Genomic DNA, 13,524 nt, shown 5'->3' with positions numbered 1-13,524 from the left:
TAGCAACGCTATAGGTGCTAGGGTAGCGGCTATGAGTTTCGATGACCAGCTTCCGCCAAAAATTCGGTTGCTCCGCGCAGCTGCTGAGTTGCTGGCAAATTCGGAGGGGTCAGCGGTCTCAACGCGCCAGATCACAGCGTTGGCCGGCGTTACGGCGCCAACGCTCTACCACCACTTTGGCGACAAAGAAGGACTGTTCGACGCCGTCGTTTCTGCCGGTTTTGAAGAGTACGTGGCGGGGGAACGGGATTTTGCACCGTCCGGGGAACCGTTGGAAGACGTCCGGCGGATGTGGGACAACCACGTCCAGTTCGGGTTGACCCAGCCCCACCTTTATCTGGTGATGTTCGGCAATATCAGGCCGGAAAGCCGCCCAGCAATCGTGTCCGATGCTGAAGCGCTTCTGGAGGAAATGCTGAACAAGGCCGCTATCGCCGGTCAGATCAATGTGCCGCCCCGCGAAGCGGCACGAAGCATCCTCGCGGCCAACGTGGGTGTCACGCTCATGCTCATCGCCGAACCGGTGGAAGAACGGAACCTCGAGCTCTCAACGATGACCCGGGATTCCATGATTTTCGCCGTCTCCACGGATACCGCCCGTGGCGCCGCAGCGGAGGACTCCGGTAAGTCCTCCGTGGTTGTTGCGGCAATCGCCCTGAATGCGGCACTGCAGGCCTCGCATTCGGACCAACTTTCCAGCTCTGAATTGAAGCTCTTCCTTGAGTGGCTTCACCGTATTTCCAGCAGCTCCTAAGGCTGTTCTCTCTCGATCTATATCGACTGACCCCGCGCCGCCGCGGGACACACGTTAGGAATTCACATGGCAACAGAGACCGTTGCGAAGCCCCGCACCAGCCTGCGCGTTGGCGTCCAAAAGTTCGGAACATTCCTGTCCGGCATGATCATGCCCAACATTGGCGCCTTCATCGCCTGGGGCCTCATAACGGCCCTGTTCATCAAGGAAGGGTGGATTCCAGTCGCGGAACTTGGCGGTTTCGGGACCAACGCCGAGGGCGTTACCAACCCGGGCCTCGTTGGCCCCATGGTCAAGTACCTGCTGCCCCTGCTGATTGCCTATACCGGCGGCCGGATGGTCTACGACGTCCGTGGCGGCGTTGTGGGTGCCATTGCCACCATGGGTGTCATTGCGGGTACAACATCTCCGATGTTCATCGGCGCAATGATCATGGGTCCGCTGGGTGGCTGGACCATCAAGCAGCTTGATCGCCTCTGGGATGGCAAGATCCGTCCCGGCTTCGAGATGCTGGTGAACAACTTCTCCGCTGGCATCTGGGGTGCGGCATTGGCCTTGGGCGGCTTTTACGGCCTCTCATTCATTGTCAAAATCTTCACCGACGGCGCCGGAGCCGTGGTCCAGTTCCTCGTCAACAATGGCCTGCTTCCGCTGACCAGCATCTTCATTGAGCCTGCCAAGGTCCTGTTCCTCAACAACGCCATCAACCACGGTGTGCTTACCCCGCTTGGCATCCAGCAGTCCTTGGACCACGGCAAGTCCATCCTGTTCCTGCTCGAAGCCAACCCCGGCCCGGGCATGGGCATCCTGCTGGCATACATGTTCTTCGGCCGTGGCGCAGCAAAGGCTTCAGCGCCGGGCGCAGCGATCATCCACTTCTTCGGTGGAATCCACGAGATCTACTTCCCGTACGTCCTGATGAAGCCGATCCTGATCCTCGCTGCCATCGGTGGCGGCATGACGGGCATCGCGACCCTGGCCATCACCAACTCCGGCCTCGTGGCTCCTGCAGCCCCGGGTTCCATCCTTGCGGTCATCGCCCAGACGTCCCGTGACAGCTACGTCGGCGTGATTCTGGCCGTGGTCCTGGCAACCACCGTTTCCTTCCTCATTGCTTCTTTGATCCTTCGCACCTCCAAGAACAAGGGCGAGGACGATCTCACCGAAGCCACATCCCGCATGGAAGCCATGAAGGGCAAGAAGAGTTCCGTCTCCTCGGCCCTTGTGGGCGACCGGGCAGGCGAGCGCGGCGGCACCGTCCTCACCCGCCCTGTCCAGAACATCGTGTTCGCCTGCGACGCCGGCATGGGCTCCAGCGCCATGGGTGCCTCGGTGCTGCGCAACAAGATCAAGGCTGCCGGTTTCCCTGACGTCAAGGTCACCAACTCGGCAATCGCCAACCTGAGCGATTCCTACGATGTCGTGATCACCCATGAAGACCTCACCGAACGCGCCCAGCCGAGGACGGCAAGCGCCATGCACTTCTCGGTGGACAACTTCATGAACAGCCCCAGATACGACGAAATCGTGGAGCTGGTCAAGGCAAGCAACACCGAAAGCCCTGCCGGCGACACAACCGCCCCCACAGCAGCCGCCACCCACGGTGCGCATGCCGCTGAGCCGGCGGCCGCCGTCGTGGGCAAGGGAGTCCTGCTCCCCGAAAGCGTTGTGCTGAACGGTACGGCCCAGGACCGCGATACTGCGATCGACGAAGCCGGGCAGCTCCTGCTGGACCGCGGTGCCGTGGATGTCAGCTACGTGCACGCCATGCACGAACGCGAGGAATCCGTGTCCACGTACATGGGCAGCTTCCTGGCGATCCCGCACGGCACCAACGATGCCAAGGAGCACATCCGGCACTCGGCAGTTTCCATCATCAGGTACCCCGAGGGCATCGACTGGGGCGGCAAGAAAGTTAAGTTCGTGGTCGGCGTGGCTGGCCTCAACAATGAGCACCTCCACATCCTGTCCTCGATCGCCAAGATCTTCACCGACAAGGCCCAGGTGGCCCAATTGGAGGAAGCGACCACGGTTGAGGAAGTGCTGGAACTGTTCGGAAAGGTCAACGCATAGTGAAGGCAGTCCATTTTGGGGCAGGCAACATCGGACGCGGCTTTGTGGGGCTGTTGCTCCATGAGGCCGGATATGAGGTGGTGTTCGCGGATGTTGCGGACGCGCTGATCAGCCAACTCGCTTCTGCGGGCAGCTACAACGTCCATGAGGTGGGCGAGAACCCCGCGGTGAAAACCGTGGACGGGTTCCGTGCGCTGAACTCAAGCACGCAGGAAGCTGCCGTTGTTGAGGAAATCTCGACGGCGGATGTGGTCACCACTGCTGTAGGGCCGCACATCCTGAAATTCGTGGCACCCGTGATCGCTCGTGGGCTTGCAGCACGGGAGCCATCACTGCCGCCGCTGCAGGTTATGGCCTGCGAGAACGCCATCAACGCAACGCACCTCCTGCAAGCAGAGGTCCGGGCAGCCTGGGATGACTCCGCCGCTGACTTGGACTCAGTGGCTGTCTTTGCCAACACCGCGGTGGATCGAATTGTCCCGAATCAGGAGCCCGGCCAAGGCCTGGATGTCACGGTGGAGACGTTCTACGAGTGGGTCATCGACCGCACACCGTTTGGTGACCACGTCCCCGCTATTCCTGGAGCGACGTTCGTGGACGAACTTGGCCCGTACATCGAGCGCAAGCTGTTCACGGTGAACACCGGGCATGCTTCTGCTGCATACTTCGGCTATGCAGCGGGCTTCGAGAAGATCTCCGACGCCATGGCCGATCCGTCCGTGGCGGCAAAGGTCCGTGCTGTGCTGGAAGAGACCAAGGAATTGCTGGTGGCCAAGCACGGATTCGTGGAGGCCGAGCAGGAAGCGTACGTGCAGAAGATCCTGTCCCGCTTCACCAACCCGTACCTGCCCGATACTGTGGCCCGCGTCGGCCGGGCACCACTGCGGAAACTGGGCCGGCACGAGCGGTTCGTCGGCCCAGCGGCCGAACTCGCCGAGCGTGGCGTCACTCCCGTCGCGCTGCTGGAGGCCATGTCCGCCGCCCTCCGGTTCGACGACGGATCCGACGACGAAGCCGTGGAACTCGCAAACATGCTGTCCGAGCTGGACGCAGCTGCCGCCGTCGAGCGCATCACCGAACTTCCGCCGTCGCACCCGCTGTTCCCTGCGCTGCAGAAGCTCATAGAGGACCGCAAAGCGGAAGCGTAACCATCTCTTAAGAATGGCTGACGGCGAAGGGCCGGTGAGACTCGTCGCCAAGCGAGAGAGCGTATATGGGGCTGCGGCGTGGTGGGCCTCGCGAAGCGGGCACAGCCCCATATACGCTCTTAGAGCGCCCCGGCTACTTTGTCGCTGCCGCCGTTTCGGCTTCCGCCATCGCCTTCCACTCGGCCACGCGGGCCTGGTGCAGCGGCGACTTGCGAACAACCGCATAGGCGATGCCAAGGATCGCGAACCAGATAGGCGTCACCAGCAGTGCTGTGAGCGTGTCCGGCTGCGTGGTCAGCGCCCACACCAGGAACGCGAAGAACGCGAAGACCACCCACACCATCGGGATGCCACCAGGCATCTTGAACGGCGACGCCGCGTGCTGCTCCGGGCGGCGCTTCCGGAAGACGAGGTAGCTGGCCAGGATGATGGACCAGACGAACATGAAGCAGACGGCGGACACGGTGGTCACCATGTCGAACGCGGCGCCAACGTCCTTGCCCGCGTACAGAAGCACGACGCCGGCCAGCAGCAGAACGCAGGACAGGAACAGCGCGTTCTGGGGTACTTTGCGGCTGGAGAGCCGGCCGAAGACCTTGGGAGCGTCGCCGTCGTTGGCCAGGCCGAACACCATGCGGGACGTCGAGTAGATGCCCGAGTTGGCCGAAGACATGGCCGATGTGAGCACCACGAGGTTAACCACGGTTGCCGCCATGCCGAGGCCTGCCAGCGAGAACATGGCGATGAAGGGGCTGTGGCCTGCTTTGAATTCGGTCCACGGGGTGACGGACATAAGGATGATGAGTGCGCCTACGTAGAACAGCATGACGCGCAGGGGGATCGCGTTGATGGCGCGGGGCAGGTTGTGCTCAGGGTTTTTGGTTTCGGCTGCGGCCGTGCCCACGAGTTCGATGCCCACGAACGCGAAGACTGCGATCTGGAAGCCGGCGACGAAGCCCATGAATTCCTTGGGGAAGAATCCGCCATGGCTCCAGAGGTTGGTGAAGCTTGCGGTTCCGGCGTTGGACTGGAACCCGGTGAAAATCATCACCAGGCCCACCACGATCAGCGCCACGATGGCCACGATCTTGATAAGGGCGAACCAGAACTCCGTCTCGCCGAACGCCTTGACGGTGGGGAGGTTCAGAAGGAGCAGAATCACGATGGTTGCCAGGCCCGGGATCCACAGTTGGATTCCCGGCCACAGTTCATTGGCGTAGCCGGCGATCGCAATCACGTCGGCAACACCCGTGACCACCCAGCAGAACCAGTAGGTCCAGCCGGTGAAGAAGCCGGCCCAGGGGCCCAGGAGGTCCCCCGCGAAATCGCTGAAGGACTTGTAGTTGAGGTTGGAGAGCAGGAGCTGGCCCATGGCCCGCATCACGAAGAAAAGCATGAAGCCGATGATCATGTACACGAAGATCACGGATGGGCCGGCCACGGAGATGGTCTTGCCGGAACCCATGAAGAGGCCCGTTCCGATGGCGCCGCCGATTGCCAGGAGCTGGATGTGGCGGTTGCTGAGCGAGCGTGACAGGTGGGGCTCGCTGTCCCTGCTGGAGGCGCGGAGCTGCCCCGTTGTTGTCTGATCGGACATTAGTTTCAAGAACCCTTCGGAAGACCCGTCACAATGGTGACGGCCGTTACAAATCTGTTCGATAAAGCTATAGCTAATGTCTGACCAATGGCCAATCGGTCTGCATGGCGAAAGCTCCCCGTCTTGGAAAGAGGGGAGCTTAGGCCGGTGTGCGCTTAGGCGATCTTCCGCCGGTACGCGGCCATGGCGAAGGCGTAGGCGAGAGCCAGGATGCCAAGGCACCATGCGAGGGCAACCCAGATGTCGCTGCCCACCGGCTGTTGTGCGAACAACGCGCGAATGGAGTTCACGATCGAGGTCACTGGCTGGTTCTCGGCGAACCAGGCCACCGGGCCCGGCATCGTCGCGGTCGGCACGAACGCTGAACTGATGAACGGCAGGAAGATCAGCGGGTAGCTGAACGCGCTGGCGCCGTCGACGGTTTTCGCGGAGAGCCCGGCGATCACGGCCAGCCAGGTCAGGGCGAGCGTGAACAGGACCAGGATCCCGGCGATTGCAAGCCAGGCGCCCACGGATGCGCCGGTGCGGAACCCCATAAGAAGGGCCACGCCGACGACGATCGCGACCGAGACGAGGTTGGCCACAAGTGAGGTGAGCACGTGCGCCCAGAGCACGCTCGACCGCGCGATCGGCATGGACTGGAAGCGCTCGAAGATGCCGCCCTGCATGTCGAGGAACAAGCGATAGGCGGTGTAGGCGATGCCGGAGGCAATCGTGATCAGCAGGATGCCGGGGAGCATGTAGTTGATGTACGACTCGTCGGATCCGGTATTGATCGCGCCGCCAAGCACGTACACGAACAGCAGCATCAGCGCGATCGGCGTGACCGCGGTGGTGATGATCGTGTCGGGGCTGCGCAGGATGTGGCGCAGCGAGCGGCCGGTGAGGACGCGGGTATCGCTGAGGACGTGGGTGCTCATCGGGATGCCTCCTGTTCTTTCTGCTCTTCAGCCGTCTCGCCGACGAGCGCCAGGAAGACGTCTTCGAGTGAGGGCTGCTTCTCGACGTACTCAATCTCGGCCGGCGGCAGCAGCCGCTTGAGTTCGTCGAGCGTGCCGTTCTGGATAATCGTGCCCTTGTGGAGGATCGCGATGCGGTCGGCCAGATGCTCGGCCTCGTCGAGGTATTGGGTGGTGAGCAGCACTGTTGTGCCGTTCCGGGCGAGATCCTTCACGGTCTGCCACACTTCGACGCGCGCCTGCGGATCGAGCCCTGTGGTCGGCTCATCCAGGAAGATCACCTTCGGCTGCCCGATCAGGCTCATGGCGATGTCCAAGCGGCGGCGCATGCCTCCTGAGTAGGCCGCCACTTTCCGTGAGCCGGCGTCGGTGAGGCTGAACTGTGCCAGCAGCTCATCCGCGATCTTGCCAGGGTTCTTTAGGTGACGCAGTTTCGCCACCAGGATCAAGTTCTCCCTGCCGGACAGCACCTCGTCCACTGCCGCGAACTGCCCGGTCAGGCTGATGGACTCCCGGACCTGCAGCGGTTCCGTTGCGATATCAAAACCCTCGACGGCGGCAGTGCCGGCGTCCGCTTTGAGCAGGGTGGACAGGATCTTCACCATGGTGGTCTTGCCTGCCCCGTTGGAGCCGAGGAGGGCGAAAATGCTGCCCGACGCCACCTCGAAGTCCACGCCGCGCAGAACATGGAGATCCTTGTACGACTTCTCGATGCCCTCTACCCGGATTGCCGTTGCAGTCATGATTCAGCCTCCTTCGCTTTATCGACAGCCTTCGTGAGGCGCTCGCGTTCCTTATCAATCCAGCGCTTTCCGCCGTATGCCTGGGCAAACGCCTCGGCGAACTCGATGGGGTCCTCGCCGACGATCTCGCTCACGGGCGTACCGTCGATGGCGGCGCGTTCCCAAAGGTCGGCCAGGTCGGTGAACATCTGCACGATCGTGTCCCCCTCGGTGACCCCGCCGTAGTACATGAAGTACCGGTTGAAGGCGTTTGCCACGGAGGAGTAAGGCTCAGGCAGGGCATCCAGCCGCGCCTTGGCCTGCTTGTACTGCTTCTTTTGCTCGAGCGATCCGGTTACCAGTTCGATCCACTTCGCTGCCATGTTAATTTCCTCCCTTGCGGAGCTGTTCAAGCCGTTCGGACAAGAAGCTCCATGTGTTCCAAAATTCGTCCAGTTCTTTTTCGCCCTGTGGGTTGAGCGTGTACACCTTGCGGGGTGGCCCCTTTTCGGATGGCCGCTTTTCGACGTTCACCAGCCCCTTTTGTTCGATCCTGACCAGCAGTGCGTACACGGTGCCCTCAGCGATCTCGGTAAAGCCCTGCGCCCGGAGCAGCGTCGTGATTTCGTATCCATACGCCGCCTTTCCGGTGAGGAGGGCCAGAACAATGCCCTCCAATGTGCCTTTGAGCATCTCCGTCATTTGCTTGCCCATCGGACACCTCCCTCGCTACTCAGTAGTACTAGCTACCACTACATAGTAGAACTAAGTACCGGTACTTAGCAATACTGAGTTCTGATCAAAAATGACATGCTGAGGTAATGACCCCAGACTCTGCCGCCGCGCCCGCCCTGCTGACTGTCGACGTCGGCTCCGGAACCTTCAGTCTTCGTCGCGCCACTAAAGCCGACCTGCCGCGCATCCTTGCCTTGCTGATTGATGACCAATTAGGCGCGACCCGCGAAAATCTGGATGACCCTGCGCCGTACGAGCGGGCTTTCGACGCGATCGACGGCGACCCGGCCCACCTCTTGGTGGTGGGCGAGCTCAACGGCGAGGTAGTGGCCACGTTCCAGCTCAGCTTCCTCCCGGGCCTGTCCCGCAAGGGATCCTGGCGGGCGCAGATCGAGGCCGTGCGGGTTTCCGAGGTGCTCCGCGGCCAAGGCGTGGGCGCGCTCATGATCCAGTGGGCCATCGACCACGCGCGCGAGAGTGGCTGCTCGCTGGTGCAGCTCACCACGGACAAGTCGCGCGTTGCGGCGCACCGATTCTACGAGCGGCTGGGCTTCGTTGCGAGCCATGAGGGCATGAAACTGAAGCTCTAATCCCGTCCGATACTCATTAAAGCTTGACTCTTAGGCGACCTAACTCTTAGGCTACCTAAATATGACGAGCGCTTCGCCCTTCGACCCCCGACTACTGGACCTCGCCCAGGAATTCCGCGAGTCATTGCGCCTGGGCGTGTACATGTTCCGCCGCCTGGATCCGGAGGGCGAACTCACCGCTGCGCAGCTGAGCCTGCTGTCCATGATTTCCGACGGCGGCCTCCGCGTGGGCGATATCGCCAAGAACCTGGGGATCAAGGTCCCCAGCGCGACGGAGCAGATCATCAAGCTCGAACGTGCCGGCCTCGTCAGCCGGCAGCCTGACGTCAACGATTCCCGCGCCGTCCAGGTGGTCATCACCAAAGCCGGCAGTGCCGCCGTCGAGTCTGCCAACCAGCGGCGGAACGCGATGGTGGCCGAGCTGCTCCAAGAGCTGAGCAGCGACGAAGTCGAGCAACTCGCTGCGGCGCTCCCGATCATCAGCAAACTCAACAGCTCATTCCAGAACTAACCAGAACTAAACGCACCGACAAGGAGCCATTGAATGTCACGCCAGCTGGCTGACGCTTCAGAAAGCGCCGAGACAACTACCGAATCCACACTCGAAGCTGAAAAAGCTTCATTACTCAAACAGCCGAAGGCCGTGTGGGCCACCGCGCTTGCTGCCGTATTCGCGTTCATGGGCATCGGGCTCGTAGACCCGATTCTTCCGGCAATAGCCAAGAACCTTGAGGCCTCCACCAGCGAAGTTTCCTTGCTTTTCACGAGCTACTTCCTGGTGACGGCGATTGCGATGTTGATCAGCGGCTTCGTGTCCTCGCGCATCGGCGGGAAGAAGACGCTACTGATCGGGCTGGCCGTGATCGTAGTGTTCGCATCGTTGTCCGGTTTGTCCGGCAGTGTTGAGCAGTTGGTGGGTTTCCGTGCTGGTTGGGGATTGGGTAACGCCCTCTTTGTCGCGACCGCCCTCGCCGTGATCGTTGGTGTGGCCAGTGGCGGGACCGGAACGGCCATCATTCTCTACGAAGCAGCGCTCGGCCTGGGCATCTCACTCGGCCCGCTCCTCGGGGCATTGTTGGGCGGATGGCAGTGGCGTGCACCGTTCTTTGGAACTGCGGTTCTTATGGCCGCTGCTTTCATCGCGCTACTGGCGTTGCTCCCCAAAACACCAGCCCCCGCGAAGAAGTCACGCTTGCGGGATCCGCTCCTGGCGCTGGGACACAAAGGCCTCAGCACAACCGCGGCGAGCGCTCTCTTCTACAACTACGGCTTCTTCACCATCCTTGCTTTCACGCCTTTCATCCTCGGCATGGACGCATATGGCATCGGGGGAGTGTTCTTCGGTTGGGGCGTCGCGGTAGCCGTGTTCTCCGTGTTCGTGGCACCCGTGCTCCAGAAGCGCTTTGGCGCTGTAAAGGTCCTGACCGGCACGTTGTTCGCGCTCATGCTCGACCTCATTGGACTGGGACTTGCTGCGGGGCACTCGGTGACTGCCGTCGTCGTGCTTGTCATCGCGGCGGGCGCCCTGCTGGGAATCAACAATACGATCTACACGGAACTGGCCATGGGCGTCTCCGATTCGCCGCGACCCATCGCCTCGGCCGGCTACAACTTTGTGCGCTGGATGGGTGGTGCGCTGGCCCCGTTCGCGGCAGCCCAACTGGGTGAGCACTTTGGACCCCAGGTGCCCTTCTTTGCGGGTGCTGTTGCCATGGTGATCGCGATCATCATTGCCTTCGGCGGCCGCGGATATCTGAAGTCGCACGAACCGCACCTGGTGTAGATGCTCGTTATCTGGGCCCGTTGGACGTGACCGGTAATGGCGCCACCGGTGCGCCCTTGGGGATGAAAAGCGTCTCTGCCTGCTCCAGCGACATGCCGTTGGTCTCGGGAACCTTGAACATCACAAAGAAGAACGACGCCGAAGCGAACGCTGCGTACACGGCGTACGTCAGTGGCAGCGAACCTGCCGCCATGATGGGGAAGCTGAGGGTGATGGCGAAGTTGGCGATCCATTGCGCGGCGGCGGCCAGTCCCAGCGCGCGGGCCCGGATACGGGACGGGAAGATCTCGCCCAGCAACACCCACACCAGCGGACCCCATGAAGCACCAAAGCTGATCACGAAGACGTTGGCCGCAACAAGGGCAACGGGACCCCAAGCCCCGGGGAGGCTGATCTCGGAGCCGGTACCAACAGCCGAGGAGAACGCCAACGCCATGACGCCCAGGGATACGGCCATGCCGATTGAACCGGTGAGCAGGATTGGTCGGCGACCAATGCGGTCCACCAGTGCGATGGCTACGAGTGTCACCAGAATGTTGGTAACGGACGTGGCGACGGAGATGGTCAGGGAGTCCTTCTCCTGGAATCCAACCGCCTTCCACAGCGTGGTGGAGTAGTAAAAGATCACGTTGATGCCAACAAATTGCTGCAGCACGGACAGGATGATGCCAATCCACACCACTGCTTGCAGGCCGAATGAGTTGCCCCGCAGCGAGCCCTTCTTGGTGGACAGCTGGTCCTGCTGGATGGACTCGCGGATATCGCGAATGTGCCGTTCGGTGTCGTCGCCCGGGATGAGGGTGTCGAAGATCTTGCGGGCGGCATCTTCCTTGCCGTTGAGCACCAGGAAGTGCGGCGACTCAGGCAAACGGAATGCGATCCAGCCATACACAGCAGCGGGCACGGCACAAGCGATGAACATCCAGCGCCAGGCTTCCATGCCGAGCCACAAGGTGCTGCCGGCGCTGCCGGCTGAGTTGGCCAGGACGGCGTCGGACAACAGTGCCGCAAAGATACCCGTAGTGATGGCTAGCTGCTGAAGGGACGCCAAGCGACCACGCACGTGTCGGGGAGAAATCTCGGAAATGTAGGCAGGGGCGATGACCGAAGCAAGGCCGATGCCCAAGCCCCCTACCAAACGCCAGAAGATCAGGTCCCACGCGCCAAAGGCCAGTCCCGTTCCGATGGAGCTCACTAGAAACAGGAGCGCGCCGATCTTCATGGCCGGGATGCGGCCGTAGCGGTCGGCCACCTTGCCCGCCAGGTAGGCTCCCAGTGCGCACCCCAGCAAGGCGACGGCGACAGCAAAGCCAGTGACGGCTTCGCTCATAAGGAACTCGTCCTTCATGGCATCCACGGCACCGTTGACCACGGAAGAATCGAAGCCGAACAGGAAGCCGCCCACCGCTCCAGCGACGGCCAAGCCGATCACTTTCCTGGATACTGGGGGCACGCCTTCGGTGCTGGGATTGGACATGGGTCTCCCTTGGGAATGGTGGTGTGGGATTCACGGTGCAGGACGTCGTCGGCTGTTCCGACGGGGACGCCGGTGCACACGCGCTACACAGTGTTGCACGCCATATCCGCCAACTTCCAGTCAAGGTGAGTCAGATGACGTGCATTCACTAAATTAACGCAGCGGTCCTGATTGGTGGCTGGGAGTGAGCTGTGGGCTGCTGATGCGCCCTGGGCGGGTCAAAGAAGGCGGCTTTGAGCCAACTACTTGAACGCAAAGCACGACGGCGGCAGGTGCGTTGGGAGCGGAACGCACGTGCCGCCGTCGTTAGCTTTCATGCCCCAAGTGCGGGCGCTAGCTGCGGTACTCGATCGTCTTGCCGCTCCATTGGGGAATGAGGTGATTATGTTGACCAAGCTGAGGAGCGGGCCGTGGCGGCACGGACCCTGTTAGACGCAGTGGGGATGCCAGGGTAGCGAACCCGTCTTCTTCCATAGCAACCAGACCTCGTTCCCGTGCGTGCTCATTGGTCAAAGCATCGGTGACGGAACGGACCTCGGCGACGGGGACCTGATGGTGCTCCAGCAGGGCCACGGCTTGCTCGTTTGTCATGGCACTAAGCGCCTCCTCCAATTCAATGCGGAACTCCGATGAATGCTTGTTTCTCGTGGTCTGCAGGCGGAATCTAGGGTCGGACAGCCACCTGTCCCGGTCCAGAGCCGCTGATAGCCTGGGAAACAGTCGGTCGCCCGCAATAGCTATGGCGATTGATCCGTCCATCGTTTTATAGGTGCTGAATGGCGTGGACATGGCATGGTCATTTCCGCAGGCCGTGGGTTCTTCTCCGTGCAGGGCCCGCATACCCACGGACTCCAAAATGGACACCAGACTGTCCAACATCGCTAAGTCGATGTGTTGGCCTTTTCCGGTGGTGTGGCGCTCCTGAAGAGCGGCTAAGGCGGCAGTAGCCCCGTAGATTCCAGGGATGATGTCACCGAGGCTGACTCCTGCTCGGGTCGGTTCCCCGTTAGGCCAGCCGGTGACCGACATGAGACCGCTCATGGCTTGGGCGATCAGGTCGTAGGCCGGAGCGCCGCGAAGCTTGCTGGTTTGCCCGAATCCACTGATGCTCACCACGATGAGGCGCGGATTGATCTGCCGTAGTTTTCCTGCACTGATGCCGAGGCGTTCCATGACTCCCGGACGGAAGTTCTCAACGATGATGTCCGCTGTTTTTGCAAGATCGAGGAGCGTGCCACGATCGTCATCCTCTTTCAAGTTAAGCGTGATGCCATATTTGCTCCGGTTGAACAGCCGGTAATAGCCTGACTGGCCGTTGACAGTAGGGCCGAAGTGGCGGGAGTCGTCACCCTCAGGACTCTCAACTTTAATGACTTCGGCGCCAAGGTCGGCCAGAATCATTGCACAGAAGGGGCCAGCGAGCACACGGGAAAGATCCAGGACCCGGATGCCGTGGAGTGCGCCTTGAACCGGCGAAGCTGTGGCGTCATCGGGCTGGCCATCGGGCACGTGTTGAAGGCCGGAAGGGACTGTTTGGTTGGTGGTCATTTGCGTTCCTTAGGTTGACGGCTTTTCCTGTTTCCATCTCAACAGCACGCTGTTTTGGAATGAAGGGAAGGGCCCCCAAGTTGTCCGAGATACCGGACGATGCGAGGAGTATGCTTCGGATATGAACGGAGCTTTGCC

General features: G+C 61.4%; 13 protein-coding genes. 6 read left to right on the top strand and 7 right to left on the bottom strand.

The window, feature by feature from the left end:
* Positions 1-31: 31 nt before the first annotated feature.
* The 3 genes from ACZ5G6_RS21875 (at position 32) to ACZ5G6_RS21865 (ending at position 3,975) form a co-directional block, all read left to right on the top strand.
* A complete protein-coding gene (locus tag ACZ5G6_RS21875) occupies positions 32-754 on the top strand; it encodes a TetR/AcrR family transcriptional regulator (RefSeq protein ID WP_223934882.1) in 723 nt (240 codons plus the stop codon).
* Between the two features lie 66 nt (positions 755-820).
* The gene (locus tag ACZ5G6_RS21870; RefSeq protein WP_498688119.1) at positions 821-2,827 is read left to right on the top strand and encodes a PTS mannitol transporter subunit IICBA; all 2,007 of its coding nucleotides are present in this window, start codon (positions 821-823) and stop codon (positions 2,825-2,827) included.
* On the top strand, positions 2,827-3,975 hold the full coding sequence (locus ACZ5G6_RS21865; protein WP_223934880.1) for a mannitol-1-phosphate 5-dehydrogenase: 1,149 nt from the start codon (positions 2,827-2,829) through the stop codon (positions 3,973-3,975). The genes ACZ5G6_RS21870 and ACZ5G6_RS21865 overlap by 1 nt, the downstream gene beginning before the upstream one ends.
* 133 nt (positions 3,976-4,108) lie before the next feature.
* Here the strand turns inward: ACZ5G6_RS21865 and cycA are convergent, their stop codons facing one another.
* The 5 genes from cycA to ACZ5G6_RS21840 form a co-directional block, all read right to left on the bottom strand.
* Entirely contained in the window at positions 4,109-5,572 is a 1,464-nt protein-coding gene (gene cycA / locus ACZ5G6_RS21860) for a D-serine/D-alanine/glycine transporter (RefSeq protein WP_498688115.1), read from the bottom strand.
* A gap of 155 nt (positions 5,573-5,727) precedes the next feature.
* Positions 5,728-6,492, bottom strand: a complete 765-nt coding sequence (locus ACZ5G6_RS21855) for an ABC transporter permease (protein WP_223934878.1) — start codon at positions 6,490-6,492, stop codon at positions 5,728-5,730.
* Positions 6,489-7,274 carry an ABC transporter ATP-binding protein gene (locus tag ACZ5G6_RS21850; RefSeq protein WP_498688114.1) on the bottom strand — a complete coding sequence of 262 codons (786 nt, stop codon included), beginning with the start codon at positions 7,272-7,274 and terminating at the stop codon, positions 6,489-6,491. Before ACZ5G6_RS21850 ends, ACZ5G6_RS21855 begins: the two co-directional genes overlap by 4 nt.
* Positions 7,271-7,636 carry a DUF1048 domain-containing protein gene (locus ACZ5G6_RS21845; RefSeq protein ID WP_223934876.1) on the bottom strand — a complete coding sequence of 122 codons (366 nt, stop codon included), beginning with the start codon at positions 7,634-7,636 and terminating at the stop codon, positions 7,271-7,273. The genes ACZ5G6_RS21850 and ACZ5G6_RS21845 overlap by 4 nt, the downstream gene beginning before the upstream one ends.
* Position 7,637: 1 nt before the next feature.
* On the bottom strand, positions 7,638-7,967 hold the full coding sequence (locus ACZ5G6_RS21840) for a PadR family transcriptional regulator (RefSeq protein ID WP_223934875.1): 330 nt from the start codon (positions 7,965-7,967) through the stop codon (positions 7,638-7,640).
* 107 nt (positions 7,968-8,074) lie between these two features.
* Between ACZ5G6_RS21840 and ACZ5G6_RS21835 the strand changes: the two genes are divergently transcribed.
* From ACZ5G6_RS21835 to ACZ5G6_RS21825, 3 genes are all read left to right on the top strand, one after another.
* The gene (locus ACZ5G6_RS21835) at positions 8,075-8,578 is read left to right on the top strand and encodes a GNAT family N-acetyltransferase (RefSeq protein WP_498688112.1); all 504 of its coding nucleotides are present in this window, start codon (positions 8,075-8,077) and stop codon (positions 8,576-8,578) included.
* A 61-nt stretch (positions 8,579-8,639) separates the two neighbouring features.
* A complete protein-coding gene (locus ACZ5G6_RS21830; RefSeq protein WP_223934873.1) occupies positions 8,640-9,089 on the top strand; it encodes a MarR family winged helix-turn-helix transcriptional regulator in 450 nt (149 codons plus the stop codon).
* A gap of 33 nt (positions 9,090-9,122) precedes the next feature.
* Positions 9,123-10,361 (top strand): MFS transporter, encoded by a 1,239-nt coding sequence (locus tag ACZ5G6_RS21825; protein ID WP_498688109.1) that lies wholly within the window; start codon positions 9,123-9,125, stop codon positions 10,359-10,361.
* A 7-nt stretch (positions 10,362-10,368) separates the two neighbouring features.
* On the opposite strand, the gene ACZ5G6_RS21820 is transcribed toward ACZ5G6_RS21825, so the two are convergent.
* Together ACZ5G6_RS21820 and ACZ5G6_RS21815 are read right to left on the bottom strand one after the other, a co-directional pair.
* Complete coding sequence (locus ACZ5G6_RS21820) at positions 10,369-11,838, bottom strand: sugar porter family MFS transporter (protein WP_498688107.1); 1,470 nt, start codon at positions 11,836-11,838, stop codon at positions 10,369-10,371.
* A gap of 333 nt (positions 11,839-12,171) precedes the next feature.
* On the bottom strand, positions 12,172-13,386 hold the full coding sequence (locus ACZ5G6_RS21815) for a CaiB/BaiF CoA transferase family protein (RefSeq protein ID WP_498688105.1): 1,215 nt from the start codon (positions 13,384-13,386) through the stop codon (positions 12,172-12,174).
* Positions 13,387-13,524: the final 138 nt, after the last annotated feature.

The organism is Arthrobacter sp. TmtSoilC51, assembly GCF_055388015.1.
This window is presented reverse-complemented; position numbering and strand designations above follow the sequence as displayed.

Excerpts from the sequence above, each read along its gene's own strand:
- ACZ5G6_RS21835 (WP_498688112.1), top strand. The coding sequence starts at position 8,075 with ATGACCCCAGACTCTGCCGCCGCGCCCGCCCTGCTGACTGTCGACGTC.
- ACZ5G6_RS21830 (WP_223934873.1), top strand. The coding sequence starts at position 8,640 with ATGACGAGCGCTTCGCCCTTCGACCCCCGACTACTGGACCTCGCCCAG.
- ACZ5G6_RS21840 (WP_223934875.1), bottom strand. The coding sequence starts at position 7,967 with ATGGGCAAGCAAATGACGGAGATGCTCAAAGGCACATTGGAGGGCATT.
- ACZ5G6_RS21825 (WP_498688109.1), top strand. The coding sequence starts at position 9,123 with ATGTCACGCCAGCTGGCTGACGCTTCAGAAAGCGCCGAGACAACTACC.
- cycA (WP_498688115.1), bottom strand. The coding sequence starts at position 5,572 with ATGTCCGATCAGACAACAACGGGGCAGCTCCGCGCCTCCAGCAGGGAC.
- ACZ5G6_RS21875 (WP_223934882.1), top strand. The coding sequence starts at position 32 with ATGAGTTTCGATGACCAGCTTCCGCCAAAAATTCGGTTGCTCCGCGCA.
- ACZ5G6_RS21855 (WP_223934878.1), bottom strand. The coding sequence starts at position 6,492 with ATGAGCACCCACGTCCTCAGCGATACCCGCGTCCTCACCGGCCGCTCG.
- ACZ5G6_RS21820 (WP_498688107.1), bottom strand. The coding sequence starts at position 11,838 with ATGTCCAATCCCAGCACCGAAGGCGTGCCCCCAGTATCCAGGAAAGTG.
- ACZ5G6_RS21870 (WP_498688119.1), top strand. The coding sequence starts at position 821 with ATGGCAACAGAGACCGTTGCGAAGCCCCGCACCAGCCTGCGCGTTGGC.
- ACZ5G6_RS21815 (WP_498688105.1), bottom strand. The coding sequence starts at position 13,386 with ATGACCACCAACCAAACAGTCCCTTCCGGCCTTCAACACGTGCCCGAT.
- ACZ5G6_RS21850 (WP_498688114.1), bottom strand. The coding sequence starts at position 7,274 with ATGACTGCAACGGCAATCCGGGTAGAGGGCATCGAGAAGTCGTACAAG.
- ACZ5G6_RS21845 (WP_223934876.1), bottom strand. The coding sequence starts at position 7,636 with ATGGCAGCGAAGTGGATCGAACTGGTAACCGGATCGCTCGAGCAAAAG.